24 protein-coding genes and 1 riboswitch are annotated in these 26811 nt (G+C 72.6%); of the genes, 17 read left to right on the top strand and 7 right to left on the bottom strand.

Features of this window, described 5'->3' with window-relative positions; all coding sequences use genetic code 11:
* The first annotated feature begins 99 nt into the window (after window positions 1–99).
* Window positions 100–900, top strand: a complete 801-nt coding sequence (locus EES41_RS08045) for a carbon-nitrogen hydrolase family protein (protein ID WP_123076883.1) — start codon at window positions 100–102, stop codon at window positions 898–900.
* A gap of 49 nt (window positions 901–949) precedes the next feature.
* Complete coding sequence (locus EES41_RS08040; RefSeq protein WP_037797193.1) at window positions 950–2647, top strand: NAD(P)/FAD-dependent oxidoreductase; 1698 nt, start codon at window positions 950–952, stop codon at window positions 2645–2647.
* A 290-nt stretch (window positions 2648–2937) separates the two neighbouring features.
* On the opposite strand, the gene EES41_RS08035 is transcribed toward EES41_RS08040, so the two are convergent.
* The 3 genes from EES41_RS08035 to EES41_RS08025 form a co-directional block, all read right to left on the bottom strand.
* Window positions 2938–3579 carry a DUF5995 family protein gene (locus EES41_RS08035; protein WP_123076881.1) on the bottom strand — a complete coding sequence of 214 codons (642 nt, stop codon included), beginning with the start codon at window positions 3577–3579 and terminating at the stop codon, window positions 2938–2940.
* A 121-nt stretch (window positions 3580–3700) separates the two neighbouring features.
* On the bottom strand, window positions 3701–5104 hold the full coding sequence (locus EES41_RS08030; RefSeq protein WP_123082342.1) for a uracil-xanthine permease family protein: 1404 nt from the start codon (window positions 5102–5104) through the stop codon (window positions 3701–3703).
* A 61-nt stretch (window positions 5105–5165) separates the two neighbouring features.
* Window positions 5166–6386 (bottom strand): MFS transporter, encoded by a 1221-nt coding sequence (locus EES41_RS08025; RefSeq protein ID WP_123076879.1) that lies wholly within the window; start codon window positions 6384–6386, stop codon window positions 5166–5168.
* A gap of 52 nt (window positions 6387–6438) precedes the next feature.
* On the opposite strand from EES41_RS08025, the gene EES41_RS08020 reads away from it, so the two are divergent.
* The gene (locus EES41_RS08020; RefSeq protein ID WP_123076877.1) at window positions 6439–7596 is read left to right on the top strand and encodes an ROK family transcriptional regulator; all 1158 of its coding nucleotides are present in this window, start codon (window positions 6439–6441) and stop codon (window positions 7594–7596) included.
* Window positions 7597–7789: 193 nt separating this feature from the next.
* Here EES41_RS08020 and EES41_RS08015 read toward each other — a convergent pair whose 3' ends face one another.
* The gene (locus EES41_RS08015; protein ID WP_123076875.1) at window positions 7790–8548 is read right to left on the bottom strand and encodes an SDR family oxidoreductase; all 759 of its coding nucleotides are present in this window, start codon (window positions 8546–8548) and stop codon (window positions 7790–7792) included.
* A gap of 181 nt (window positions 8549–8729) precedes the next feature.
* Window positions 8730–11123 carry a chitinase C-terminal domain-containing protein gene (locus EES41_RS08010; RefSeq protein ID WP_123076873.1) on the bottom strand — a complete coding sequence of 798 codons (2394 nt, stop codon included), beginning with the start codon at window positions 11121–11123 and terminating at the stop codon, window positions 8730–8732.
* Between the two features lie 343 nt (window positions 11124–11466).
* A riboswitch (FMN riboswitch) is annotated at window positions 11467–11597 on the top strand.
* A 215-nt stretch (window positions 11598–11812) separates the two neighbouring features.
* Here EES41_RS08010 and ribD point away from each other — a divergent pair.
* From ribD to EES41_RS07960, 10 genes are all read left to right on the top strand, one after another.
* Window positions 11813–12895 carry a bifunctional diaminohydroxyphosphoribosylaminopyrimidine deaminase/5-amino-6-(5-phosphoribosylamino)uracil reductase RibD gene (gene ribD, locus EES41_RS08005; protein WP_123082341.1) on the top strand — a complete coding sequence of 361 codons (1083 nt, stop codon included), beginning with the start codon at window positions 11813–11815 and terminating at the stop codon, window positions 12893–12895.
* Entirely contained in the window at window positions 12896–13525 is a 630-nt protein-coding gene (locus tag EES41_RS08000) for a riboflavin synthase (protein ID WP_123076871.1), read from the top strand.
* Window positions 13522–14178 (top strand): nicotinamide mononucleotide transporter family protein, encoded by a 657-nt coding sequence (locus EES41_RS07995; protein ID WP_174261658.1) that lies wholly within the window; start codon window positions 13522–13524, stop codon window positions 14176–14178. The genes EES41_RS08000 and EES41_RS07995 overlap by 4 nt, the downstream gene beginning before the upstream one ends.
* Complete coding sequence (locus tag EES41_RS07990) at window positions 14175–15458, top strand: bifunctional 3,4-dihydroxy-2-butanone-4-phosphate synthase/GTP cyclohydrolase II (protein WP_073778821.1); 1284 nt, start codon at window positions 14175–14177, stop codon at window positions 15456–15458. Before EES41_RS07995 ends, EES41_RS07990 begins: the two co-directional genes overlap by 4 nt.
* 74 nt (window positions 15459–15532) lie before the next feature.
* Window positions 15533–16018, top strand: coding sequence for a 6,7-dimethyl-8-ribityllumazine synthase (gene ribH, locus EES41_RS07985; protein ID WP_007262951.1), 486 nt, complete (start codon window positions 15533–15535; stop codon window positions 16016–16018).
* 35 nt (window positions 16019–16053) lie between these two features.
* Window positions 16054–16335: a phosphoribosyl-ATP diphosphatase gene (locus tag EES41_RS07980; protein ID WP_008743111.1), complete on the top strand. Its 282-nt coding sequence runs from the start codon at window positions 16054–16056 to the stop codon at window positions 16333–16335.
* Between the two features lie 73 nt (window positions 16336–16408).
* On the top strand, window positions 16409–17257 hold the full coding sequence (gene hisG, locus EES41_RS07975) for an ATP phosphoribosyltransferase (RefSeq protein ID WP_123076869.1): 849 nt from the start codon (window positions 16409–16411) through the stop codon (window positions 17255–17257).
* A 58-nt stretch (window positions 17258–17315) separates the two neighbouring features.
* Window positions 17316–17780 (top strand): PH domain-containing protein, encoded by a 465-nt coding sequence (locus EES41_RS07970; protein ID WP_008743113.1) that lies wholly within the window; start codon window positions 17316–17318, stop codon window positions 17778–17780.
* Between the two features lie 200 nt (window positions 17781–17980).
* Window positions 17981–19357 carry a hemolysin family protein gene (locus tag EES41_RS07965; RefSeq protein ID WP_123076867.1) on the top strand — a complete coding sequence of 459 codons (1377 nt, stop codon included), beginning with the start codon at window positions 17981–17983 and terminating at the stop codon, window positions 19355–19357.
* Window positions 19354–20448 (top strand): hemolysin family protein, encoded by a 1095-nt coding sequence (locus EES41_RS07960; RefSeq protein WP_123076865.1) that lies wholly within the window; start codon window positions 19354–19356, stop codon window positions 20446–20448. The genes EES41_RS07965 and EES41_RS07960 overlap by 4 nt, the downstream gene beginning before the upstream one ends.
* A gap of 52 nt (window positions 20449–20500) precedes the next feature.
* Here EES41_RS07960 and EES41_RS07955 read toward each other — a convergent pair whose 3' ends face one another.
* Both EES41_RS07955 and EES41_RS07950 read right to left on the bottom strand, forming a co-directional pair.
* Complete coding sequence (locus EES41_RS07955; protein ID WP_123076863.1) at window positions 20501–22456, bottom strand: AAA family ATPase; 1956 nt, start codon at window positions 22454–22456, stop codon at window positions 20501–20503.
* A 377-nt stretch (window positions 22457–22833) separates the two neighbouring features.
* Window positions 22834–23496, bottom strand: coding sequence for a uridine kinase (locus EES41_RS07950; protein ID WP_123076861.1), 663 nt, complete (start codon window positions 23494–23496; stop codon window positions 22834–22836).
* Window positions 23497–23641: 145 nt separating this feature from the next.
* Between EES41_RS07950 and EES41_RS07945 the strand changes: the two genes are divergently transcribed.
* From EES41_RS07945 to EES41_RS07930, 4 genes are all read left to right on the top strand, one after another.
* Entirely contained in the window at window positions 23642–25012 is a 1371-nt protein-coding gene (locus EES41_RS07945; protein WP_123082340.1) for a peptidase C39 family protein, read from the top strand.
* Between the two features lie 118 nt (window positions 25013–25130).
* Window positions 25131–25553: an SPW repeat protein gene (locus EES41_RS07940; protein ID WP_123076859.1), complete on the top strand. Its 423-nt coding sequence runs from the start codon at window positions 25131–25133 to the stop codon at window positions 25551–25553.
* A gap of 176 nt (window positions 25554–25729) precedes the next feature.
* Window positions 25730–25906, top strand: a complete 177-nt coding sequence (locus EES41_RS07935) for an SCO1431 family membrane protein (RefSeq protein ID WP_367995771.1) — start codon at window positions 25730–25732, stop codon at window positions 25904–25906.
* 86 nt (window positions 25907–25992) lie between these two features.
* Window positions 25993–26688, top strand: coding sequence for a TetR/AcrR family transcriptional regulator (locus EES41_RS07930; protein ID WP_123076855.1), 696 nt, complete (start codon window positions 25993–25995; stop codon window positions 26686–26688).
* The last annotated feature ends 123 nt before the right edge of the window (window positions 26689–26811 follow it).

Genomic DNA, 26811 nt, shown 5'->3' with positions numbered 1-26811 from the left:
GCAGAGCGCAACAGTCATGGCTTGTCGCGATCGAACGCGCAAACGTACCTTCGTATGACACACCCACCCCACCTGTCACAGACTCACAGAGGTACGCCCATGCCCCCGCTGCGCACCGCCCTCCTCCAGAGCTCCGGTCGGCTCGGCGACACCGCCGAGAACCTCAAGGCGCTCGAAGAGGCCGCGGAGCGTGCCGCGCGGGGCGGGGCGGGGCTCCTCGTGACCTCGGAGATGTTCCTGACCGGCTACGCGCTGGAGCTCCAGGACATCCCCGGCATCGCCGAACCGGCCGACGGCATGTCCGCCCGCGCCATCGGCGAGATCGCCCGCCGCCACGGGATCGCCGTCCTGTACGGCTACCCGGAGCGCGCCGGCGACGCCGTGTACAACTCGGCGCAGCTCATCGGCCCCGACGGCACCCCGCTCGCGAACTACCGCAAGACGCACCTCTTCGGCTGCTTCGAGCAGGACGCCTTCACCCCGGGCGACACCCCCGTCGTCCAGGCGGAGCTGAACGGCCTCCGCATCGGCATCATGATCTGCTACGACGTGGAGTTCCCCGAGAACGTCCGTGCCCACGCGCTCGCCGGGACCGACCTCCTCCTGGTCCCGACGGCGCAGATGCACCCGTTCCAGTTCGTCGCCGAGCAGCTGGTCCCCGTACGGGCCTTCGAGAACCAGATGTACATCGCGTACGTCAACCGCACCGGCCCCGAGGGCGAGTTCGAGTTCGTCGGCCTCAGCTGCCTCGCCAGCCCCGACGGAGTCACCCGCACCCGGGCCGGCCGCGGCGAGGAGACGGTGGTCGGCGAGGTCGACCCGGAGCTGCTGCGGGCCTCCCGCGCGGCCAACCCCTACCTGCGCGACCGGCGGCCCGGGCTCTACGCCTCCCTGGTCTGAGCCCGCCCGAGCCTTCCCCCCTGCCCCACCCTGCAAGGAGTCGTACCCCATGACGTCCACGGTGCCCACCACCGCCGTCCCGCACAGCGACGGTCAGCCGCCGATCACCATGTTCGGCCCGGACTTCCCGTACGCGTACGACGACTTCCTCGCCCACCCGGCGGGTCTGGGTCAGGTTCCGGCGACCGAGCTCGGCACCGAGGTCGCCGTCATCGGCGGCGGGCTGTCCGGCATCATCTCCGCCTACGAGCTGATGAAGATGGGCCTGAAGCCCGTCGTCTACGAGGCGGACCAGATCGGCGGCCGGCTGCGCACCGTCGGCTTCGAGGGCACCGGCACCGAGGGCCTGACCGCGGAGATGGGCGCGATGCGCTTCCCGCCGTCCTCCACGGCGCTCCAGCACTACATCGACCTGGTCGGCCTGGTCACCGAGCCCTTCCCGAACCCGCTCGCCGAGGCCACCCCCTCGACGGTCGTGGACCTCAAGGGCGAGACCCACTACGCCGAGACGATCGCCGACCTCCCGCAGGTCTACCGCGACGTCGCCGACGCGTGGAACGCCTGCCTCGACGAGGGCGCCGACTTCTCCGACATGAACACCGCGATGCGCGAGCGGGACGTCCCGCGCATCCGGGAGATCTGGGCCAAGCTGGTCGAGAAGCTCGACGACGAGACCTTCTACGGCTTCCTCTGCAAGTCCGAGGCCTTCCAGTCCTTCCGCAAGCGCGAGATCTTCGGCCAGGTCGGCTTCGGCACGGGCGGCTGGGACACCGACTTCCCGAACTCCATCCTGGAGATCCTCCGCGTCGTCTACACCGAGGCGGACGACCACCACCGCGGCATCGTCGGCGGCTCGCAGCAGCTGCCGCTGCGCCTGTGGGAGCGCGAGCCCGAGAAGATCGTCCACTGGGCCCAGGGCACCTCGCTGTCCTCCCTGCACGAGGGCACCCCGCGCCCCGCGGTGACCCGTCTGCACCGCACGGCCGGCAACCGCATCACGGTCACCGACGCCTCCGGCGACATCCGTACGTACCGCGCGGCGATCTTCACCGCGCAGTCGTGGATGCTGCTGTCCAAGATCGCGTGCGACGACTCGCTGTTCCCCATCGACCACTGGACGGCGATGGAGCGCACCCACTACATGGAGAGCTCCAAGCTCTTCATCCCGGTGGACCGCCCGTTCTGGCTGGACAAGGACGAGCAGACCGGCCGCGACGTCATGTCGATGACGCTGACGGACCGGATGACCCGCGGCACGTACCTGCTGGACAACGGCCCGGACCAGCCCGCCGTCATCTGCCTCTCGTACACGTGGTGCGACGACAGCCTGAAGTGGCTGCCGCTGTCCGCGAACGAGCGGATGGAGGTCATGCTGAAGTCCCTCGGCGAGATCTACCCGAACGTCGACATCCGCCGTCACATCATCGGCAACCCGGTGACCGTGTCCTGGGAGAACGAGCCTTACTTCATGGGCGCGTTCAAGGCGAACCTGCCCGGTCACTACCGCTACCAGCGCCGCCTGTTCACCCACTTCATGCAGGACCGCCTGCCGGAGGACAAGCGGGGCATCTTCCTCGCGGGTGACGACATCTCCTGGACGGCCGGCTGGGCCGAGGGCGCCGTGCAGACGGCCCTGAACGCGGTGTGGGGCGTCATGCACCACCTCGGCGGTTCCACCGACTCCACCAACCCGGGCCCGGGCGACGTGTACGACGAGATCGCCCCGGTCGAGCTCCCGGAGGACTGACCTCCCCGAGCCACCACCGCCGCAGGAACCCCACCGGTCCCTCCGGCCCCGTGACCACGGGCCGCCCCCGCGCAAACATCGCGGCGGCGGCCCGTTTTCAATGGCTCAGCCCCGGCGCTGCGGCGCAGGTGGTGGTAGGTCGAGCGGAAACCGTACGGGGCGAACTCGGTCGGGCAGGTCCGCAACGCGGCGAACCGCTGCCGGGGCGTCCGCGAGCGGTCCTGCACCCGCAGCCGGTGCGTGCGGAAACCGGTCACCCGGTGGACCCTGAGCGGCCGGGCGCGGCCCGGTCAGCCCCGGGGGGTCAGGAGGCAGCGGCCCACCAGGCCGACGCCGGCGTCCAGCGACTGGGTGAACTCGGCGGTGAGTTCGGGCGAGCGGCGCAGCGCCCACAGCAGGCGGGCCGCCGCCCAGGCCCCGGCGCGGGCCCGTTCCAGGCTCCAGGAGCCGACCAGATGCGTCAGCGGGTCCGCGATCTCCAGCAGGTCCGGACCCGGCATCAGGTCCTCCCGGATGTGCTCCTCCAGGGAGACCAGGGTGTCGCCCACCCGGTCGAAGTCCGCTTCGAGCGCCGCCGGTTCGCAGTCCAGGTGCCGGCACGTCGCCACCACCGCCAGCGCCAGGTCATGGCCGATGTGCGCGTTGATCCCGGCCAGCGCGTGCTGGAGCGGCCGTACCCCGGGGTGCCGGCGGTACTGGAGCAGCGGCCGCCAGCAGGCCGGCGGCCGCTCGGCCTCCACCGCCGTCAGGTAGCGCTCCGCGAACCGCGCGCTGAGGGCCGTCGCCCGCCGGGGCACGGGGAACGCCCCGTGGGAGATGCGCTCGTGCAGGGTCTCCGTCACCGTCAGGTACACCCGGTTGAAGACGGCGACGCCGTCCCGCTGGGGGAGCCGCTGATCCAGGGCGCGCATCCGCGCGAGCACCGCTTCCATGGGAGGCAGCGTCGCAGCCGCCGGCGCCGATCCGGGGAACTTGGCCGTACGCTTCGCCGGTTCGGGCGAAGCCCCGTCAACTCGGCATGTCCCCCGAGTCCCCCGAGTCCCCTGAGCTGCTTCAGCCCCCGGCGCCCCGGGCGTCCCCGGCCGGCCCGTCGTCGTAGGCGGAGGTGCCCCCGTCGAGCAGCGGCTCCTCCTGCTTCATGTGCGCCGGGGCGAAGTACCGCAGCGTGTGGTAGCCCGTGATCACCACGATCGTGCCGAGCGCGATCCCGCCCAGCTCGAAGCTGTCGGTGATCCGCAGCGTCACGCCGCCGATGCCGATGATGATGCCCGCCGCGGCCGGTACCAGGTTCAGCGGATTGCGCAGGTCCACCCGGCCGGTGATCCAGATCTGCGCGCCGAGCAGGCCGATCATGCCGTACAGGATGACGGTGATCCCGCCGAGCACCCCGCCGGGGATCGCGGCGACGACCGCCCCGAACTTCGGGCACAGCCCGAACAGCAGGGCGAAGCAGGCGGCCGCCCAGTAGGCCGCCGTCGAGTAGACGCGGGTCGCGGCCATGACGCCGATGTTCTCGGAGTACGTGGTGTTCGGCGGGCCGCCCACCGCCGTGGACAGCATGGACGCCGCGCCGTCGGCGGCGATCGCGGTGCCGAGCTCGTCGTCCAGCGGGTCGCCGGTCATCTCGCCGACCGCCTTGATGTGCCCGGCGTTCTCCGCGATCAGGGCGATCACCACCGGCAGCGCGATCAGGATCGCCGACCACTCGAACGCCGGGGCGTGGAAGGACGGCAGTCCGATCCAGTCGGCCTCGCCGACCCCGGAGAGGTCCAGGCGCCAGTGGTCCACGGCGGCGGTCCCGCCCGCCGGGGAGTGGATCTTGCCGAGGACCAGGTCGAGGACCCAGGAGAGCGCGTACCCGAAGAGCAGCCCGAGGAAGATCGCGATGCGCGACCAGAAGCCCCGCAGGCAGACCACCGCCATCCCCGTGACCAGCATGGTCGCCAGCGCCGTCCACTGGTCCTGCGGCCAGTACGTCGAGGCCGTCACCGGCGCCAGGTTGAAGCCGATCAGCATCACCACCGCGCCCGTCACCACCGGCGGCATCGCGGTGTGGATGACCCGCGCCCCGAACCGGCGCACGGTGAGCCCGGCCAGGAACAGCACCCCGCCGACCACGAAGACCGAGCCGGTGACCACCGCGCTGTCCCCGCCGCCCGCCCGGATCGCGGCGGCGACGCCCACGAAGGCGAGCGAGCAGCCGAGGTAGGAGGGGATCCGGCCGCGCGTCGCGAGCAGGAAGATCGCCGTCGCGACGCCGGACATCATGATGGCCAGGTTCGGGTCCAGGCCCATGAGCACCGGTGCCACGAAACTCGCCCCGAACATCGCCACGACGTGCTGGGCGCCGAGCCCGGCGGTCCGCGGCCACGACAGCCGCTCGTCCGGCCGTACCACCGCGCCGGGGGCGGGGGTCCGCCCGTCTCCGTGCAGGGTCCAGCCCACGCCGAGGCCCATGTTCCACCACTTCCGTTCCGCCGGGGTCACGCGATCCGGCCGCAGGGCGGCCAGCGACATATTACGGCCGGATACCGGCCGGTTCGTCCCTGCCGGCCGTCCGGGAGTCCGTCACGGCCGGCTTCGGCCGCAGTACGGAGGCGCCCACGACCAGCGCGAACGCCAGCAGCGTGACCAGCCCGAACGACACCACGAGCGAGGTCGCGTCCGCGACCGCCCCGATCGCGGACGGGGCGATCAGGCCGGATGTGTACGTGATCGTCGCGACACCGGCGATGGCCTGCGCCGGGGCCGGCCCGCTGCGCCCCGCGGCCGCGAAGGCCAGCGGGACCACCACCGCGATCCCCAGGCCGATCAGCGCGAACCCGGCCAGGGCCGCCGCCGGATGAGCGGCCGTCACCACCAGCACTCCGCCCCCGGTGGCCAGTACTCCGCCCGCCCGTACGGTGCGCACCGGGCCGAACCGGTCCACCACCCGGTCCCCGGCGAGCCGCGCCACGGCCATGGTCAGCGCGAAGGCGGTGGTGGAGGCGGCGGCGAGGCCCGCGTCGGTGTCCAGCACGTCCCGCAGGTAGACCGCCGACCAGTCCAGGCTCGCGCCCTCCGCGAAGACCGCCGCGAACCCGATCGCGCCGATCAGCAGCGCCGACTTCGGAGGCGGCGCGAAGTGCGGCGGAGCGTCGTCGTCCGCGCCGCTGCGCAGGTCCAGCACCCCCCGTACGGCGATCAGCCCGACGGCGGTCAGCGCGAGCGCCGCGATCAGGTGGTGCAGCCGCGCGTCGGTCCCGGAGTGCGCGGCGACCGTGCCGGCGGCCGAGCCGATCAGGGCGCCCACGCTCCACATGCCGTGCAGCGAGGACATGATCGAGCGCCCGAGCCGGTTCTCGGTCTCCACGCCGAGGGCGTTCATGGCCACGTCCGACATCCCGGCGGTGGCCCCGTAGACGAGGAGCACGAGGCAGAGCGCCGGCAGGTTCGGGGCCAGGCTCGGGAGGATCAGGGCCAGGGTCCACAGCGCCAGCAGCCCGCGCAGCGCGGCGCGGGCGCCGAAGCGGTGGTTGATCCGGCCGGCGAGCGGCATCGCGAACGCGGCGCCCAGGGCGGGGAACGCGAGGGCCAGGCCCAGGGTGCCCGCGCTGAGCTGCGCGTTCTCCTGGATCCACGGGATGCGGGTGGCGAAGGAGCCGGTCACCGCGCCGTGGGCGCAGAAGACGGCGGCGATGGCGTGGCGGGCACGGCGCAGCCGCGCCGGGCTGAGGGTGCTGTCGGTGTCCCCGGTCATGACAAGTAAACTATCAGGGAACCTGCCTGATAGTTATGCCGGAACTCCTAGGATGAGCGCCGTGACTCCTGCCAAGGCCCTGACCCCCGCTCCGTCGCCCGCCTCCCCGAGCACGGCCCGGGCCCTCAACGACCGGCTGGCGCTGGGACTCCTCCAGGAGGAGGGCCCCCTGACGGCCACCCAGCTCAAGGAGATGACGGGACTCTCCCGCCCCTCCGTCGCCGACCTCGTCGAGCGGCTGACCGAGGCCGGGCTGATCGAGGTCGTCGGCGAGTCCGGGGCGCAGCGCCGCGGCCCCAACGCCCGGCTGTACGGGATCGTCGCCGCCCGCGCCTACCTGGCGGCCCTGGACGTACGGACGGACAGCGCGACGGCGGTGATCGCGGACCTGCTCGGGCGGCCCCTGGCCCGGGCGGCCCTGCCCGTGGACGCGGTGGAGGAGGCGGTGGACCGGCTGGAGGCGCTCGCCCGGGAGGCCGGCGCGGACCGGCTGCACACGGTGGTGGTCGGCGCCCCGGGCATGGTCGCCCCCGACAGCGGCGTACTGGAGGACACCAGCGGGCTGCCGGCCTGGCACCGGGACCTGGTGGCGGCCCTGCGGCGGCGGCTGCCGGCCGAGGTGGTGGTGGAGAACGAGACCAACCTGGCGGCGCTGGCCGAGCAGCGCGTCGGGGTGGCGCGGGAGCTGGACTCGTTCGTGCTGCTCTGGCTGGGCGCCGGGGTCGGCGCGGCCGTGGTCCTGGACGGGCGGCTGCGGCGGGGCGCGTCCGGCGGGGCGGGCGAGATCGGTTTCCTCCCGGTGCCGGGTACGGCCGGGCTGCCGTCCGCCACGGACTGCGGAGGCGGCTTCCACGCGCTGGCCGGCCGGGCGGCGGTGGCCGCGCTGGCCGCGGAGCACGGCTACGGGGGGCCGGTGGAGGAGGCCGTGGCGGGCGCCGCCGGGGAGGCGTTCCTCGACGCGCTGGCGCGGCGGCTGGCGCTGGGCGCGGCGGCCGTCGCGGCGGTGCTGGACCCGGGGTGCGTGGTCCTGGCGGGCGGACTCGGCCGCGCGGGCGGGCCGGAGCTCGCCGCGCGCGTCGCCGGCCGGCTGGCCGAGCTGACCCCGGTGACGACGGCGGTCCTCGCCACCACCCTCGGGGATCCGGCGGTCCTGACGGGCGCCCGCCTCGCCGCCCGCGAAGCCGCCCAGGCCACCCTCTTCGCCCCCTGACGCGGGCCGCCCGCCCGGCCTTCTCCGGCTGCGCGGCGGTCCCGGCCGCCTTCCAAGGCCGGCCGGCGGTCCCGGCCTGCCTCCCGGCGCGGGAGCCGGCCCTCATGGTCTGCGCCCCGGCCATCGCCGAACGTGCCGCGGAGGAGCCCACCCCCGACCGTCCGCTCCCGCTCGGCGACTGATCCCGGGAGCCTCAAGAGGTACGGGCAGCGCGTTCCGCGAGGAAGTCGGCGAAGGTGCGGCGCCCCACCGCGTGCCCCGGGGCGAGGTGGCCGCCGCGCACGAAGGCCTTGTACGCCTTCCCGGCCAGCGGCACCGCGAGGATCCGCCGCCGGCGCCCCGTCGCGGCCAGGTACGAGCGGCCCAGGTCCGCCAGCGTACGGATCTCCGGACCACCCATGTCCGGGACCCGGCCCGCCGGCACCGGCACCGCCAGCTCGGCCAGCCGCGCCGCCACCTCCTCGACCGCGACCGACTGCACCCGTACCCCCTTGGGCAACGGCAGCGGCAGCGGCGCCGGGACCTTCGCCAGCGCGTCCAGGAGCGTCGCCACCAGGTCGTGGAACTGCGTCGTCCGCAGGATCGTCACGCCCAGCCCGGACTCCTCCAGCAGCCGCTCCACCTCGTACTTCACCGTGTAATAGCCGAACGGGACCACATCGACGCCGACGATCGAGATGTAGACGACGTTCGTGACCGTCCCGGCCCGCCGGGCCGCCTCGATCAGGTGTCCGGCGGCCCGGTCGTCGCCCCCGCGCGGACTGCTCGCGCAGTGCACGACGACTTCCGCGCCCGCCATCGCAGCGTCCAGCCCGCTGCCGTCGGTCAGGTCGACCGGGTACTCCTTCGCGTGCCGGCTCAGGACGCGGACCTCGTGTCCCGCGTCCCGCAGCCGGGTGACGACCAGCGCGCCGAGGTTCCCGGTGCCTCCGGTGACCAGGATGGTGCTCATCGTGTGCGTCCCTTCCCTGCGAGAGATGCGTTCACCGGTACGGACGGGCCGGCCCGCGAGAACGTGCCGGTCGTGGCCGAAGAAGTCTCGGCCCTTCCGGGGCCGCCCGCGTCCCCACACGCGGGAGGACCCGGTGGACGCCGGGCCACCGGGTCCTCACAACGCCTTTACCCGCGGGGTGTCAGCAGGCTCCCTGGTCCTTCCAGACGCCCCAGTCACCGGTGGTGCCGGGCTCCTCGTTCTGCGTCCACCACTGGGCCTTCCAGTTGTGGCCCTTGTGCGAGACGAGGCTGCCGCTGTTGTAGACCGTCCCCGCGGCGTACGCCGGGTTCGCGCAGGTCCCGCCCGGCGGCGTGGTCGGCGGCGTGGTCGGGGGAGTGGTCGGCGGGGTCGTGGGCGGGGTGGTCGGCGGCGTGGTCGGGGGCTGGCTGCCGCCCGGCTCCGTGACCGTCGTGCCGCGCGCCAGGTCCCCGGCGAGGGCGTAGGTGGTGCCGGAGATGTTCACCGTCCAGTTGGAGGGCGTCGAGACCGGCAGGTAGTAGTTGAACGCCAGGTCCACCGAGGCGCCGGGGGCCAGCGTCTGCCAGGCCGGGAGCTTCAGCGAGACCCGCTGGAAGTCGCCCTTCAGGCCGCCGACGTTGCTGCCGCTGTGGCCGACGGCGATCACCTTGGTGCCGAAGCCGGACTGGTCGGAGGCGTTGGCCGGGGCCGAGGTCCCGTAGTCGAACTGGAACTCGGTGCCGCCGGGCAGCGTGGCCTTGGTGTTGTTGGTGATCTTGAGCTTCGGGGTGATCGGGTAGTTGGAGTCGCCCAGCTTGAACTCGGTGAACTCCGTCTTGATGTCCACGGCCTGCGCCGGCAGCGCGCCGCTGGCCTTCTTCGCTCCGTAGGGGGCGGCCGCCTTGAACTTGTCGTACATCAGGGAGGTGAGCGTGTCGCCCCTCTCGTACTGGCCCTTGGCGGAGTTGTAGGAGTAGTCGCCCGCCAGCTCCCAGACCATCGTGCCGCCGATGCCCTTGTTGACCACGTAGTCGGCCTTGGCGGCGACGGACTGCTCGTCCTCGGTCGACAGGAAGACCTTCTTCTGCGCGTTCCACAGCCACGGCGCCACCAGCGTGGAGTCGTACTTGCGGGCGTAGGTGCCGGTCAGCGTGGTGTTCGCGGGGAAGCCGTACGCGGTGACGTAGTCACCGACGACGCCCTTCTCCAGGTTCTTGGCGTGCCACATCGGGTTGGAGCCCGCCGGGGACTCGGCCCCGTTGGTGTCCTTGTCGTGCCACAGGTTGTCGATGCCGACCGCGCCGTCACCGCACTTGGTCAGACCTGCGCCGGCCGGGCAGGTGGTCGCGGGGGCCTTGCCCCACAGACCGTCCGTGCCGCCCTGCACGTTCTTGAAGCCGCGGGTGTAGTACGGCAGGCCGATGTTGATGCGGCCGCCGGGCATGGAGCCGCGGAAGTAGTGGTAGGCCCAGTCGGTGTTGAGGTAGCCGACACCGCCGTACTGGGAGGTGGAGTAGACGCCCGCGGCGGCCAGTTCGGCGTCCTTGCCGTCGTCGAAGAGCGAGGCGTTGGGGCCGACGTACTCGTTCCAGGCGCCGTGCAGGTCGTAGGACATGATGTTGACGTAGTCCAGGTACTGCTGCACCTGGAACGTCTCCATGCCCCGCAGCAGGTAGCCGGAGGAGGGGGCGGCGACGGAGAGCAGGTAGTGCTTGCCGTCGGTGGCGCCCGCGCGGTCGAGCTTCTCGCGCAGCGACTTCATCAGGGCCGCGTAGCCCTTGACCAGGCCGGCGCGGCGGGTGTTGGACAGCTGCCAGTCCAGCGGGTTGCCCGCGTCCTTCATGGTGGTCGGGTACTCGTAGTCGATGTCGACGCCGTTGAACCCGTACGTGCGGATGAACTCGACCGAGGAGTTCGCGAAGGTGTCGATGCCGGCCTGGTTGACGGAGCCGTCGGCGTTGGTGGCCATCGAGTAGAAGCCGCCGGAGGCGACCCGGTTGCCGTCGTCACCGAAGTAGCCGCCGGTCTCGGCCCAGCCGCCGACCGAGATCAGGGTCTTCACGTTCGGGTACTGCTTCTTGAACTTGGTCAGCTGGTTGAAGTGGCCCTTGTAGGGGAGCGCGGGGTCCATCTCGGCGCCCGCGACACCCGGCCAGGTCATCCCGGTGGCCGCGTTGTTCGCGTTGTCCGCGCCGACCGAGATCTTGTTGTCGGCGCCGACGTGCGCGAAGGCGTAGTTCAGATGGGTGACCTTGGACCACGGGATGTTGTTGGCGAGGTAGGCGGGCGTGCCGTCCTTGCCGGTGCGCCAGCCGGTGAAATAGCCGATGACCCGGCGCTGGTGGTCGGGGCCCATCTTCTCGCGGCCTTCGGAGTCGTAGACCGAGCAGTACGGGACGTCGGCGCCGGCCGTCTTGTACAGACCGTCGGGGCGACAGCCTTCCCCCCCAGACTCCGTCCGGGGGGACCCCCAGGCGGCGTGCGAAAAGGTCGTCGACAGTGCCGGTAGCAGCAGTCCGGCGATCGCCGCGCCGGATGCCAGCAGCATCGCTCTCGTACGGGTGGGGGACGGCATCGTGCCTCCTGGGGAGGGGAGGGTGTCAGGACACGGACACAACTTGCGGACGGGTGGCGCTCGTTGGCCCGTGACGTGCGCACATCTGACGGGCTGTCTCCCGGGGAGGATGAAGGGAACGTTAAGAGGACTAGACCAAACCGTCAATAGGTCTGGACCAAAGTGGGGGAGGGGTGGTGGTCCGGCCCGGGCGGCCCGCCGCGCCGGTCCGGTACCGACCGCCGGACCGGCGCGACGCGGCCTTGACAAGGGCGGCGCGAAACCCCCCGCTGTGAGTCAGGCCACAGGTCCTCACTCGCATGGCCGCCGATCACCCGTGGCACACTGGCCCTAGTACCAGTAGCAGCGCACTCCGGGGTCGGTGTAATTCCGAACCGGCGGTTATAGTCCGCGACCCGTCCGCAGCCAGCGGCCGGTTGACCAGGTGAAATTCCTGGACCGACGGTTAAAGTCCGGATGGGAGGCAGTGCGCGGCGGGCCAGTCACCGGTACGCCGCCGTCGGCGGTTCATCGGCACACCCTTGGGGGCGTGCCCGATCGGACCGTTCTTCCGGCCTCGGCGTCCCCGCGTGTGGTGTCCCGCTCAACTGTCGTATCCCGACAGGCCCCGGAGTCCGTGCCCGATGAGGCAGGAGGACCCGGTGGCGACCCACGCCGCGCACGCAGCACCCGACACCCGTGCCACCGCCATGCGCCGAGCCATCGAGCTCGCGGCCCGCGGACTCGGCTCCACCAGCCCCAACCCCGTCGTCGGCTGCGTCATCACCGACGCCCGCGGCACCGTCGTCGGCGAGGGCTGGCACCAGCGGGCCGGCGGCCCGCACGCCGAGGTCCACGCCCTGCGCGCGGCGGGCGCGGCGGCCCGCGGCGGCACCGCCTACGTCACCCTGGAGCCCTGCAACCACACCGGCCGGACGGGCCCCTGCGCCCAAGCCCTCATCGAGGCCGGCGTCACCCGTGTGGTCTACGCCGTCTCCGACCCGAACCCGCAGGCCAGCGGCGGCGGCGCCACCCTGCGCGCCGCCGGGATCGCCACCGAGGCCGGGCTGCTGGAGCAGGAGGCCGAAGAGGGCAACGCCGCCTGGCTGACCTCCGTACGGCGCGGGCGCCCCCACGTCCTGTGGAAGTACGCCGCCACCCTCGACGGCCGGATCGCCGCCGCCGACGGCACCAGCCGCTGGATCAGCTCCCCGGAGTCCCGCGCCGACGTCCACCGGCTGCGCGCCGAGGCCGACGCCGTCGTCGTCGGCTCCGGCACCCTGCGCGCCGACGACCCGCACCTCGCGGTCCGCGGCCGCCCCGGCACGGACCCCGCCGACCAGCCGCTGCGGGTGGTCCTCGACACCCGCGCCACCGTCCGGCCCGGCGCCCGCGTCCTGGACGACGCCGCCCCCACCCTCATCGCCGTCGCCGAGGACGCCGACACCGGGCACCTGCCCGGCGTGGACCTGGTCCGGCTCCCGGCCGACGCCAACGGGATCTCCGTCCACGCCCTGCTCGCCGAACTGCACCGGCGCGGAGTCCGCTCCGTCCTCCTCGAAGGCGGCCCCACCCTGGCCGGCGCCTTCGTCGCCGCCGGAGCCGTCGACAAGGTCGTCGGCTACCTCGCCCCCGTCCTCCTCGGCGCCGGCCGCACCGCCCTCGGCGACGCCGGCATCGACACGATCGCCGACGCGCTCCGGCTCCGGATCACCGAGACCGTCCGCATCGGCCCCGATCTCCGCGTCACCGCAGTCCCCGAAGCCGTCCCCACCGCCCCCAAGGAGCGCTGAGTGTTCACCGGAATCGTCGAAGAACTGGGCGAGGTCACCGCCGTCGAGCAGCTCGCCGAGGCCTCCCGCTTCCGCCTGCGCGGCCCCGTCGTCACCGACGGCGCCAAGCACGGCGACTCCATCGCCGTCAACGGCGTGTGCCTGACCGTCGTGGAGACCGCCGACGGCGAGTTCACCGCCGACGTCATGCAGGAGACCCTGAACCGCTCCAGCCTCGGCACCCTCGGACAGGGCTCCCGTGTCAACCTGGAGCGGCCCATGGCCCTCGGCGGCCGGCTCGGCGGCCACCTGGTCCAGGGACACGTGGACGGCACCGGCGAGATCCTCTCCCGCACCCCCTCGGAGCACTGGGAGCTCGTCAAGGTCGCGCTGCCCGCGCACCTGTCGCGGTACGTCGTGGAGAAGGGCTCCATCACGGTCGACGGCGTCAGCCTCACCGTGGTCGAGGCCGCGGCCGACCACTTCACCATCAGCCTGATCCCCACCACCCTCGCCCTGACCACGCTCGGCATCAAGCAGCCCGGCGACCCGGTCAACCTGGAGGTGGACGTCCTCGCCAAGTACGTCGAGCGCCTGCTCGCCGCCGGCGTCGACCCGCTCTCCGCCAAGGCCGGGGAGGAGCGGTCGTGAACGCCCTGAACTGGCTCGGCACCACCGAGGCGTTCACGCTCTTCGGCCAGCACATCCTGTGGTCCGACATGGTCGGCAACACGATGGGCCTCATCGCCCTCGCACTCGGCTGGCGCCGCTCCATCTGGACCTGGCCCGCCCAGCTCCTGTCCGGGGCGATCCTCTTCCTCACCTTCGCCGCCGGCCACCTCTCGGGCAACGCGGGCAAGCAGCTCGTCGTCGTCATCGTCGCGCTGTGGGGCTGGCGGCAGTGGAGCCTCGGCAGGCAGCGGGCCCAGGACGGCACGCTCGCCGTCCGGTTCGCCACCTGGCGCGAGCGGGGCTACCTCCTCGGCGCGGCAGCCCTCGGCACCCTCGCCGTCGGCGGACTCTTCACCCTGTTCCCCAGCCTGTCGTGGAACCCGTGGCCCGACGCGTACATCTTCGTCGGCACGATCGTCGCCATGTACGCCCAGGCGCGCGGCATGGTCGAGTTCTGGTTCGCCTGGCTGCTGGTCGACGCGGTGGGCGTCCCCCTCGCCTACACGAGCGGCTACGCCTTCTCCGCCTTCGTCTACGTCATCTACGGCGCGCTCGTCCTGTGGGGCGCCTACGACTGGTACCAGCGCTCGCGCACCAACCCCGCCACGGCCCTGGAAGGAGCAACGGCATGACCCTCAAGCCCGTGCCCAGCGAGACCGAGACCTTCCGCCTCGACCCCGTCGAGCAGGCCATCCGTGACATCGCGGCCGGCCGCCCGGTCGTCGTCGTCGACGACGAGGACCGCGAGAACGAGGGCGACCTCGTCATCGCGGCCGAGAAGGCCACCCCCGAGATCGTCGCGTTCATGATGAGCGAGTGCCGCGGCCTGATCTGCGCGCCGATGGAGGGCCCCGAACTGGAGCGGCTCGAACTCCCCCAGATGGTCCAGCACAACACCGAGTCGATGAAGACCGCCTTCACCGTCTCCGTCGACGCGAGCGCCGCCCACGGCGTCAGCACCGGCATCTCGGCCGCCGATCGCGCCACCACCCTGCGGCTGCTCGCCGACGGCGTCTCCCAGCCCGCCGACTTCGTCCGGCCCGGCCACATCTTCCCGCTGCGCGCCAAGCCGGGCGGGGTCCTGGTACGCAACGGTCACACCGAGGCGGCCGTCGACCTCGCCCGCCTCGCGGGCCTGCGCCCGGCCGGCGCCATCGTGGAGATCGCCGGCGAGGACGGCGTCATGCTGCGGCTGCCCGAGCTGATCCCGTTCGCGCGCAAGCACGGCCTGACGATCATCTCCATCGAGGACCTGATCGCCTACCGCCGCTCCGCCGAGCCGACCGTGCGCCGCGAGGCCGAGGTCAGCCTCCCGACCGCCCACGGCGACTTCACGGCGTACGGGTACCGCTCCACCGTCGACGGGGTCGAGCACGTCGCCCTCGTCCACGGCGAGATCGGGGACGGCGAGGACATCCTGGTCCGGATGCACTCCGAGTGCCTGACCGGCGACATCTTCCACTCCCTGCGCTGCGACTGCGGCCCCCAGCTGCACGCCTCCATGGCCCGCATCAAGGCCGAGGGCCGCGGCGTGGTCGTCTACCTGCGCGGCCACGAGGGACGCGGCATCGGACTGCTGTCCAAGCTGCGCGCGTACGAACTCCAGGAGCGCGGCCGCGACACGCTGGACGCCAACCTGGAACTCGGCCTGCCCGCCGACGCCCGCGACTACGGGGCCGGCGCGCAGATCCTCGCCGACCTGGGGGTGCGCAGCGTCCGGCTGCTGACCAACAACCCCGAGAAGTCCGCGGCGCTGGTCCGCCACGGCATCACCGTCGCCGGCCGGGAACCGATGCCGGTCGAGGCGGGCGAGCACAATCTGCGGTACCTGCGCACCAAGCGGGACCGGATGGGCCACGACCTGCCCTGGCTGGACGGGGCAGTGACCACGGCCGCCTGCGGCAACCAGTAGACCCGCACCACCCGCACCACCCGCAACACCCGACCGAACCACACCACGTACGTAACGCACCGAGGAGCAGAGCTGTGAGCGGCAAGGGCGCACCCGAACTGAGCGTGAAGAACTGCGGCGACCTCCGGGTGGCCGTGATCGCGGCCCAGTGGCACGAGAAGGTCATGGACGGTCTGGTCGACGGCGCCCTGCGGGCCCTGCACGAGCTGGGCATCGACGAGCCCACCCTGCTGCGCGTCCCGGGCAGCTTCGAGCTGCCCGTGGTGGCGAAGGTACTCGCCGGTCGCGGTTACGATGCCATCGTCGCGCTCGGAGTGGTCATCCGCGGCGGCACCCCGCACTTCGACTACGTCTGCCAGGGCGTCACCCAAGGCCTGGTACAGGTGTCGATCGACACCGGAGTCCCCGTCGGCTTCGGCGTCCTGACCTGCGACAACGACGAGCAGGCGCTGGACCGCGCCGGGCTTGAGGGGTCGAACGAGGACAAGGGGCACGAAGCGGTCACCGCCGCCGTCTCCACCGCCATGACCCTGCGGACCGTCAGCGAACCCTGGCGCTGAGTGGCGGCGGGGGACCCCTTATTCTGAGGACCATCATGGCGAACGAACCCTCCAAGAGCTTCGAAGAGCTCTTCACCGAGCTCCAGCTCAAGGCCGCCAACGGCGACCCCAGCACCTCCCGTACCGCCGAGCTCGTGGGCAAGGGCGTCCATGCGATCGGCAAGAAGATCGTCGAGGAGGCCGCCGAGGTCTGGATGGCCGCCGAGCACGAGGGCAAGGAAGCCGCCGCCGAAGAGATCTCCCAGCTGCTCTACCACGTCCAGGTGATGATGGTGGCGCGCGGGATCTCCCTCGACGACGTCTACGCGCACCTCTAGGCCCGAGCTCCTCCCGCGGGCCCCCCGCCCGCCACAGCCGACATTTCGCAACCTACGCACCAAAGGAAACCCCATGCTGCGCATCGCCGTCCCCAACAAGGGCTCACTCTCCGGAGCGGCGTCGGCGATGCTCCATGAGGCCGGCTACCGGCAGCGCAAGGAGTCCAAGGAGCTCGTGGTCCTCGACCCCGAGAACGGGGTGGAGTTCTTCTACCTCCGCCCCAAGGACATCGCGATCTACGTGGCCTCCGGCAAGCTCGACATCGGCATCACCGGCCGGGACCTGCTGCTCGACTCCGGCGCCAGCGCCGAGGAGATCCTGCCGCTGAACTTCGGCCGCTCCACCTTCCGCTACGCCACCCGGCCCGGCACCGCGAAGGGCCCGGAAGACTTCACGGGGATGACGATCGCGACCTCGTACGAGGGAATCGTCGCCAAGCACCTCGCCGAGCAGGGCATCGACGCCTCCGTCGTCCACCTCGACGGCGCGGTCGAGACCGCCATCCAGCTCGGCGTCGCCCAGATCATCGCGGACGTGGTCGAGACCGGCACCTCCCTGCGCAACGCCGGCCTGGAGGTCATCGGCGAGCCGATCATGACCTCCGAGGCGATCGTCATCCGCGGCAGCTCCACCGACGCCGAGGACCCGCGCGCCCAGCAGTTCCTGCGCCGCCTCCAGGGCGTCCTGGTGGCCCGCAGCTACGTGATGATGGACTACGACTGCCGCGCCGAGCACCTGGAGCGCGCGGTCGCCCTCACCCCGGGCCTGGAGTCGCCGACCGTCTCCCCGCTGCACAACGAGGGCTGGGTCGCCGTCCGCGCGATGGTCCCCGCCAAGGAAGCCCAGCGGATCATGGACGACCTGTACGAGGTCGGCGCTCGCGCGATCCTCACCACCTCGATCCACGCCTGCCGTCTCTGACCCGTACGCACGCGGTCACCCGATCCGTACACCCCCTCCAGAAGGCATCACCAGCATCATGGCCGAGTCCGCCGCCCAGCCCGCACCGCCCGCCCTGCCGGTCACCTTCCGGCCGACCCGCACCCGGGCCGTCCTGCTGGGCGTCGGGCTCGCCATGTTCGCCACCATCACGGCGATCGCCGTACTGCTGGAGAACCTCAGCCCGGGCGAGCGGATCAGCTTCGTCTTCACCGCCGTCCTGCTGACCTCCGTACTCGTCCTGCTCAGCCGCCCCAAGGTGGTCGCGGACGAGACCGGGGTCACCGTCGTCAACCTGACGACCACCCGTCGCCTGGAGTGGGCCCAGATCCTCCGGGTGAACCTGCGCCCCGGCGACCCGTGGGTGTTCCTCGACCTGAGCGACGGCACCAGCCTGCCCGCCCTCGGCATCCAGCCCGGTGTGGCCAAGGCCCAGGCCATCGGCGATGCCCGCGCCCTGCGGGCCCTCGCCGAAAACCGGGGAACCGGCTCGAACGGCCGCTGAGCCGAGCCGCCCTTGTCGCTGCGTCCCATTGCGGCCGCGATCTCAATGACTACCCTGGTGGCGGGGCACGACCGTGTGCCCTCCCACCGGCCCCGGGACCCCGTGGCCCGCGGGCAACTGCTACTTGAGGAGTGACTCCTTCCAGCAATGGACGGATCGTCCGGTTATACCCGCGCCGCCCTCCCCCCGGAGGCGGCGGCATGATCATCCCGCTACTTCTGCTCGTGGCGGCCTTCGCGCTGATCCTCGCCAACGGTTTCTTCGTGGCAGCCGAATTCGGCCTCGTCACGGTGGAGAGACCCGAGGCCGAACGCGCCGCAGCCGACGGTGACCGCCGTGCCCGTACGGTGGTCGAGGCCCTGCGGGAGCTGTCCTTCCAGCTCTCCGGCACCCAGCTCGGCATCACCATCACCTCCCTCGTCGTCGGCATGCTGGCCGAACCGGCCCTCGCCGGACTGCTCTCCGGACCCCTCGCCGCGACCGGCCTCCCCAAGGGAGCCGTCTCCGGCGTCGCCGTGGTCATCGGCATGCTGCTCGCCTCAGCCGTCCAGATGGTCGTCGGAGAACTCGTCCCGAAGAACTGGGCCGTCTCCCGCCCGCTCCAGGTCGCCCGGGTCGTCGCCGGCCCCCAGCAGGTCTTCTCCCGCGCCTTCCGGCCGGTCATCGCCGGCCTGAACGCCGTCGCCAACCGGCTCGTCCGGGCGCTCGGCGTGGAGCCGACCGAGGAGATGGCCTCGGCCCGCACCCCCGGCGAACTGGTCTCCCTGGTCCGCCATTCGGCCCAGGCCGGCGCCCTCGAACAGGACACCGCCGACCTCTTCGTACGGACCCTCTCGCTGGGCGAGCTCACGGCCCAGCACGTCATGACCCCGCGGGTGAAGGTCAGCGCCCTGATGCACACGGCCACCGCGGCCGACGTGCTCAACCTGACCCGGGCCACCGGCCTGTCCCGCTTCCCCGTCTACCGCGACCGCATCGACGAGGTCACCGGCGTCGTCCACCTCAAGGACGCCCTCGCCGTGCCCGAGGCCGAGCGGGCCCGCACCACCGTGGCGCGGATCTGCGTCGCCCCGCTGCTGGTGCCCGGCTCCCTGCCGGTACAGCCGCTGCTGGAGCGGCTGCGCAGCGAACAGCCGATGGCCGTCGTCGTCGACGAGTACGGCGGCACCGCCGGCGTGGTCACCCTGGAGGACATCGTGGAGGAACTCGTCGGCGAGGTCCGCGACGAGCACGACCTGGCGGAGGACGAGAGCCCCGAACTGGCCCCCGTACCCGCCGAGGACGGCCGCCCCTCCTGGGAGGCCGACGGCAGCTGCCGCGTCCAGACCCTGCGCCGGATAGGCCTCGAAGTGCCCGAGGGCCCCTACGAGACCGTCGCCGGGCTCGTCGCCGACCTGCTCGGCCGGATCCCCGCCCCCGGGGACCGCGCGGAGCTGCCCGGCTGGAAGCTGTCCGTCCGCCAGGTCGGCCGCTACCGCGCCGAACGGGTCCGGCTGGTCCGCACCGCCCCGGCGGCCGACTCCGTGCCCGTCGCCGCGGTGCCCGCGCCCGCCCGGCTGGAAGCGGTGGGCCGGTGAACGCCCTCCAGCTCCTGTTCGCCCTGCTCCTGGTCCTGGCCAACGGCTTCTTCGTCGGCGCCGAGTTCGCCCTCGTCTCCGTCCGCCGCAGCCAGATCGAGCCCCTCGCGGCCGACTCCAAGCGGGCCCGCCAGGTGCTCCACGGCCTGGAGAACCTGCCCCGGATGATGGCCGCCGCCCAGTTCGGCATCACCGTCTGCTCGCTCACCCTGGGCGCGGTCGCCGAACCCACCGTGGCCCGGCTGCTGGAGCCCGTCTTCCACGCCGTCCACGTGCCCGAGGGCCTGATCCACCCCCTCGGCTACGCGTTCGCGCTGGCCGCCGTGGTCTTCCTGCACCTGGTCATCGGCGAGATGGTCCCCAAGAACCTCGCCATGGCCGCCCCCGAGAAGACCGCCCTCTGGTTCAGCCCCGGCCTGGTCGCCTTCGCCCGCCTCTGCGGACCGATCACGACCGCGCTCGGCGCCTGCGCCACCTGGGTGCTCCGCCTCTTCAAGGTCGAGCCCAAGGACGAGGTCGAGGCCGTCTACACCAGCGCCCAGCTCGGCCGGTTGCTCAAGGACTCCCGGCAGGCCGGGCTCCTGGAGGCCGTCGAACAGGAGCGCCTGGAAGATGCCCTGGAACTGGGCAGCCGCCGGGTCACCGACGTCCTCCTCGCCCGGGACCGGCTGGTCACCGTCGGCCCCTCGGTCACCCCGCGGCAGATCGAGCAGCTCACCGTCCGCACCGGGTACTCCCGCTTCCCCGTCCGCTCCGACGGCGGCGCCTTCATGGGCTACCTGCACGTGAAGGACGTACTCGACCTGGAGGACCGGGAGCGGGCCGTGCCCCAGCGGGTCTGGCGCCGGATGACCACCCTGTGCTCCACCCTGCCGCTGGACGACGCCCTCAGCGTCATGCGCCGGGACGCCACCCATCTGGCCCAGGTCGCCGACCCGGCCGGACGGATCCTGGGCCTGGTCGCCATGGAGGACGTCCTGGAGATGCTCGTCGGCGAGGTACGGGACCCCGCGCACCGGACCGCCCCGGCGGCCCGCCGCGAGCCCGGCCTGGCCGTGGCCGCACGCTCCGGGGAAGCGCTGGCGGTCTGACCCCGCCGGGCGAGTCCCGGCCCGCACCGGCCCCGGAGCCGCCGCCGACGCACTACATCGGCGGCGGCTCCGGGCGATCGCGGTCCTGCGGCCCACGGCCCGACAGGACCTCCCCGTACGCCTGCATCAGGTCCGCCAGCCGCAGCGTCGCCAGATCGTCCCGCGAGGGCTCTCCGGCGAAACCCGCCAGCCGCAGGTCCCGGTAGGCGCAGCTCTTCTCGTACAGGGTGCGCAGGAAGCGCCCGTTGCCCAGCTCGTCGATCCAGCCCTGCTCGACCACGTGCCCGCTGATGCTGCGCAGCTCGTCGAGGGCCTCCTCGTCCCAGCGGTCCCCGTTGGCGTCCGCGAGCACCCCGCCGATCGCGGTCAGCTCCAGCGGCCGGTAGCTCGGGAAGTCCACGCGGGTCGTGAACCGCGAGGACAGCCCCGGATTGGTGGCCAGCAGCCGGTCCATCCCGGCCGGATAGCCCGCCAGGATCACCACCAGGTGGTCCCGGTTGTCCTCCGCCCGCTTCAGCAGCACCTGGAGGGCCTCGTCCCCGTACGCGTCGCCCTTGCTGTAGCCGGAGTTGGACAGGCTGTACGCCTCGTCCACGAACAGCACCCCGCCGATCGCCGAATCGATCAGCTCGTTCGCCTTCACGGCGGTCTGCCCGAGGAACTCGCCCACCAGGTCCGCCCGCTGCGCCTCCACCAGGTGGTCCCCGCCCAGCAGCCCCAGCGCGTAGAACACCCGGCCCAGGATCCGGGCCACCGTGGTCTTGCCCGTGCCGGAGGGCCCCGAGAACACGAAATGGCGTTTCGGCGGCTGCACCGGCAGCCCCTGCCCGGCGCGCAGCCGGGCCATGTGCAGTTGCGCGGACAACGCCTTCACCTGCCGCTTCACCGGCTCCAGGCCGACCATCCGCTCCAGCTCCGCGAGCGCCTCGGCCAGGGCCCGCGGATCGGCCGGCCCGGGCGGCAGCCCCACCGGGGCGCCCTGCGGCGGTACGGACGCCTTGCGTCGTACGCCCTGCGGCCGGCCCGCGTCCGACGGCGGCGCGAACCGCTGGCCGGGCGGCTCCGGCGCGGCCGGCGGATCGCCGTCCGGCTGGCCGTCGGCCGCGATGTCCTGGACGGGACCGCCGCCCCCGCCCAGCGCCACCGCCGCGAAGTCCCCGCCGAGCGGGGACAGGCCGTGACCGGCGACGCCCCCGGCCACGTGCCCGCCGAAGCCCGCGTAGCCGTCCGCGCCGTCGACGTAGTCGCTGTCCTCGATCGCCGTCAGCCGCGCCGCCGTGTCCATGAACGCCGGGTCCACCCGGTGCACGGCCCGGTACAGCGGCAGCGCCGCCGCACTGCGCCCGGTGCCCTCGTGCGCCCGCGCCAGCCAGTAGCGCAGCTCCTTGCGCTGCGGCTGCTCGCTGCGGCAGCGCATCAGCGCCGTCGACAGCAGCGGCTCGGCCTGCCCGTACATCTCCAGCCGGACCCGGGCCATCCCGCCGAACAGGCCCGCCTCGATGCCCAGCAGCGGATCGTCCACCAGCGGCTCGGTGTGCCGGACCAACTGCTCCCAGTCCTTGACCAGATACGCCCGGCAGGCGTGCAGGAACCGCACCTGCGGATCGGTGTCCACCGGCGGCAGGGCGGCCAGCGCCTGGTCCAGCTCCGGTACGTGGCGGCCGTCCAGCCAGTGCGAGGCGTGGGCGAGCAGCAGGTCCCGGGGGCTCTCCAGCACCGGCTGTACCCACCAGCCGAGCCAGTACCAGGAGTTCAGCGTGCGCCGGTGCCGGGCCCGCTGCTCCCCGAACCGGTCCCGGTGGGCGTACATGCGCAATAAGGCGTTGGTGGTGTCCACCCGGAGGGCGTGCAGGCCCAGCCAGGCGTCGGCCATCGCCGGATCGAGCCGTACGGCGGCCCGGAACTCCTCCTCGGCCTGCGGGTACGCGCCCATGGTGCAGGCGTCGACCCCGCGCAGCCAGGCGAGTTCGGCCGGGGCGTGCGTGCTGCCCGGAGTGCCGAAGTCCATCACATCCCCCACAAGCCTGCCCCCGTGGTGCGCGGCAACCCCCGCGTGGCACGCGCGAGTTGTTCCTGCGCCGATGAAATCAGGGCTGCATCGTACCTGCGGTTACGCACCTTACGTAGGGTGCGGCGGCCACCGGTAGCGCCGGTGCGCCGAGGGCGCACGGTGACTCAGGGTGAACTGTCGGGGCGGTACGGGGGCGCGGGGCGGCGGTGCGGAGCGGGCCGCGGACAGAACGAAGCCCCCGATCACGGGGGAACAATCGGGGGCTTCGCGTCCGCTGCGGCCTTCGCAGGCCGTGCATGGAGAACGTACGGCGGCCGCGGGCCCCCGGTCAAGCGCGTCGGAGCGGGCCCGCGCGGGCGGATTTCCGAGGCGGCTCAGGCCTGGGGGAGCCCGTCACCATCAGTGATGGAAGGGGAGGTTCCTGAGGTCGCACCCGTCCCGGAAGACCACTCGTATCCCGTACCGCTCTGGCGTACCAGGGTGTCGGCGAAGGGGCGCGAAGGATCATCCGAGAAGTGCGCGAGCTCCGCGCGCTCCCATCCGTCCCAGAAGTCGGAGAGTTCACGCCCGTCCCGGTTTCGCCCGCGCCCCCAGGACCGCGCGCGCGGCGTCTCCATCCACAGCAGCCGCGCCAGGTGCGGCCGCAGCGCCCGCCGCCCGGCCCCCACCCCCTCGACGAGCAGCACCGGCACCGGGTCCAGCACCCGCTCCGGTCCGAAGCGGCGCAGGACCCAGTCGTACGGGGCCCAGTGCGCGGGCCGCGCGGCGGCGAGCGGCTCCAGCACCTGCGCGCGCAGCCGTTCCTGCCAGCCGAAGAGCTCCTCGTGGGTGGCGATGTCGTCGAGGTGCAGCACCGGCACCCCGCCGAGCGCCTCGGCGAGCCGCCCGGCGAAGGTGCTCTTGCCCGAACCGGCGTGCCCGTCGATGCCGATCAGGCGCACGGGGCCGAGCGAGGGGGGCAGCGCGGCGAGCTCGCGCGCCAGGGATTCGAGTGACTCATGTGACTCGTCAGACTGATGTGACCTGCGTGACTCCACCCGGCCAGCCTAGAGGGCGGGGTACCGGCACCGGAGCGCCCTCGATGTCACCCCGACGCGGAGTCGTGGCTTCGGCACCCGGGCACCGGGAACTGGAAGGGTGGAGCAGCCGACCCACCGCACCGACCCCAGGGGGGCCACGCCGATGACCGCAGCCACACCACGCCGGGCCCTGCTGGCCGTCGCCCTCGCGGCCGCCGCCACGGCCACCGTCCCCGGCGGCCGCTCCTCGGCCGCCGGAGCCGCCCGTTCCGCCCCTACCGGGGGAGCGGCCACCCCGGCTACGGTCGACAACCGGTTCTGGTACGCGCACGCCCACTGGCTGGCCGGCACCCACCACGGCACCGCCGCCGCCGCGGGCGACCGGCCCGCCCTGCGCATCGAGACCCCCGCCGGCCGCACCGAGTACCAGGACCCGCACACCGGGAAGAAGACCACCTGGGAGTACGCCACCTGGACCTCCCCGGTCCACCGCTCCGCCGTACCCGCCACCGAGGCCATCGCCTCCTGGAACGCCCGCACCCCGGCCGGCACCTGGATCCAGATCGAGCTGCGCCCCACCTACACCGACGGGGTCACCGGCCCCTGGTACGTGATGGGCCGCTGGGCCGCCGGGGACGGCGACATCCGCCGCACCTCCGTGGACGGCCAGACCGACGGCAAGAGCACCGTCTGGACCGACACCCTCGCCGTCGACCACCCGGCGGGCGGGCTGCGGATCAGGGACTGGCAGCTGCGCCTGACCCTCCACCGCAGGCCCGGCGCCGACGGCGGACCGCTGGTCTGGCTGGCCGGCGCCATGGTCTCCGACGTCCCGGACCGGTTCACCGTCCCGGCCTCCGCCCCCTCCTCCGGCGAGGCGCACGAACTGAAGGTCCCGCGCTACTCGCAGGAGACCCACAAGGGCCAGTACCCCGAGTACGACAACGGCGGCGAGGCCTGGTGCAGCCCCACCTCCTCGCAGATGATCATCGAGTACTGGGGCGGCAGGGCCAGCGCCGGCGCCCTGGGCTGGGTCGACCGCACGTACAAGGACCCGCAGGTCTGCCACGCGGCCCGCTCCACCTACGACGCCGCCTACAAGGGCTGCGGCAACTGGCCCTTCAACGCCGCGTACGCCGCCACCTACCGCGGGCTCGGCGGCGTCGTCACCCGGCTGGGCTCCCTCGCCGACCTGGAGACCCTGGTCCGCGCCGGCATCCCCGCGATCACCTCCCAGTCCTTCCGTCCCGAGGAGCTCACCGGGGCGGGCTACGGCACGGCCGGCCACCTGATGACCGTCATCGGCTTCACCGCGGCCGGAGACGTGATCGCCAACGACCCGAACTCGGCCGACAACGCGGCCGTCCGCCGCGTCTACGAGCGCGCCGAATGGGAGACCATCTGGCTGCGCACCAAGCGCCACAACACGGCCGGCAAGGTCGTCTCGGGGAGCGGGGGCATCTGCTACCTCTACGCCCCGGCCCGGCCGAACCCGGCCCAGATCGCGGCGCTGAGGGCGGTCGGGGTGCTGTGAGGGCAGGGGCGGAAGGAAGCCGGACGTACCGTCGCCGCAACCGTTGACCGCGAGGTATGACAAGCGCAATATGGGGCATAAAGGGCGTATAAACGTTTCTACGTGGAGGCGGCCCACCATGACCACTCACAGCATCGAACACCACCCGGACCTCGCCGAGATGAGGACGCGGTTCGAGCGGGTCACCAGCACCCCCGCCGCCCAGGCCGTGGAGGCGCTGGCCCTGATCACGGGCCTGTACCTGGCGGCCTCCCCGTGGATCGCCGGATTCAGCGTCCTGGGCGCGCTGGCCGTCAACAACCTGATCACCGGCCTGGCCTACTGCGTGTGCATGAGCGGGCTCGGCTCCGCCTACGAGCGCACCCACGCGATGGCCTGGACGGCGGTGGGCCTCGGAGCCTGGACGATCGTGGCTCCCTGGGTCGTCGCCGGCAATGTCGACACGACCCGCACCGTGGTCAACAACGTCATCACCGGAGCCGTCGCCCTGTGCCTCGCCCTGGCCATGGCCGGCATGGCGGGCCGCGAACGCGCCGCCTGACCCCGAGCACGCCGGGCCCCGGTCGCGATCCGGCCGGGGCTCGACGATGTCCGGAGCGGAGCGGGTACGTCGCCGCCCGGCGCCGGGCGGCGACGTACCGCGGGCGGCGTGACGTGCGCCACGAGTGACCAGCATCATCTACCGCGAAAGCCGCGAACGCTGGCACATTGGACGCCATGACCGCGACCGCAGACCCCACCGCCGCCACCTCAGCCACCGATCTCACCACCCGCGCCCGGAACCTCCTGCGGACCGGCGGCCCCGAGGACGGTTCCTCCTGGCTGGAGCACGTGCTCGGCTGGACGCTGGTGGTCGTCGTCGCCATGTTCGTCACCCAGGTCGGCTGGCTCTGACGGCCTCCTCCCGGCCCGGGTCCGCCCTCCAGGACGGCTCTGCCATACTTCCGGCATCCTGAGGCAGTTCGAGGCTGGGGCCGGATTTGAACAATAGTCAACAGCGTGGCTCGACCCTGCGCTCACAGACCCGCAGAGCGGAACTCATCGCGATCGGGCGGCGGTTGTTCGCCGACACCTCGTACGACGCGCTCTCCATGGACGACATCGCCAAACAGGCGGGCGTCGCCAAGGGGCTGATCTACTACTACTTCACGAGCAAGCGCGGCTACTACCTCGCCATCGTCGAGGACTCCGTCGCCGAGCTCGTCGCCCGCGCCGGCGGGGACACCGACCTCCCGGGCGCCGAGCGGGTGCGCCGCACCATCGAGGGCTACCTCGTCTACGCCGAGCACCACCAGGCCGCGTACCGCACCATCGTCACCGGCGGCGTCGGCTCCGACGCCGAGGTGCTCGCCATCCGGGACGCCGTCCGCGAGGAGCTGGTGGCCGCCATCGCCGAGGGCGCCTACGGGCGGCGCGAGATCCCGCCGATCGCCCGGCTCGCGCTGGTGGGATGGCTCGCCGCGGTCGAGGGCACGACGCTGGAGTGGATCGCCGCACCGGCCGACGGGGCCGAGGGGCGGCCGGACCGGGACCGGCTCGGCGCCCTCCTGGTGCGCCAGCTGCGCGCCACGCTCACGGTCATCGGGGAGTTCGTCCCGGAGTGTCCCCCGCCGCCCCTTCCCGAAGGACCGTTCGGTCAGGCCGATGATCTTGCCCCGGTGACGGGACGCGCCTGATCGGGCATACTCAAGCCGCCGCAGCCACTGATCAGCCCCTTTCGTGATCCGAAAGGGCAGCATCGGCTGTGAGAGCACCGAGACCCGGCGTCGCGTCCCACACCTTCACGCGCCGCCGCCGTG

This window comes from Streptomyces sp. ADI95-16 (assembly GCF_003721495.1).
GTDB classification, from domain to species: domain Bacteria; phylum Actinomycetota; class Actinomycetes; order Streptomycetales; family Streptomycetaceae; genus Streptomyces; species Streptomyces goshikiensis.
Note: the sequence above shows the minus strand (reverse complement) of the source record. Positions and strands in the feature narration are given on the sequence as shown.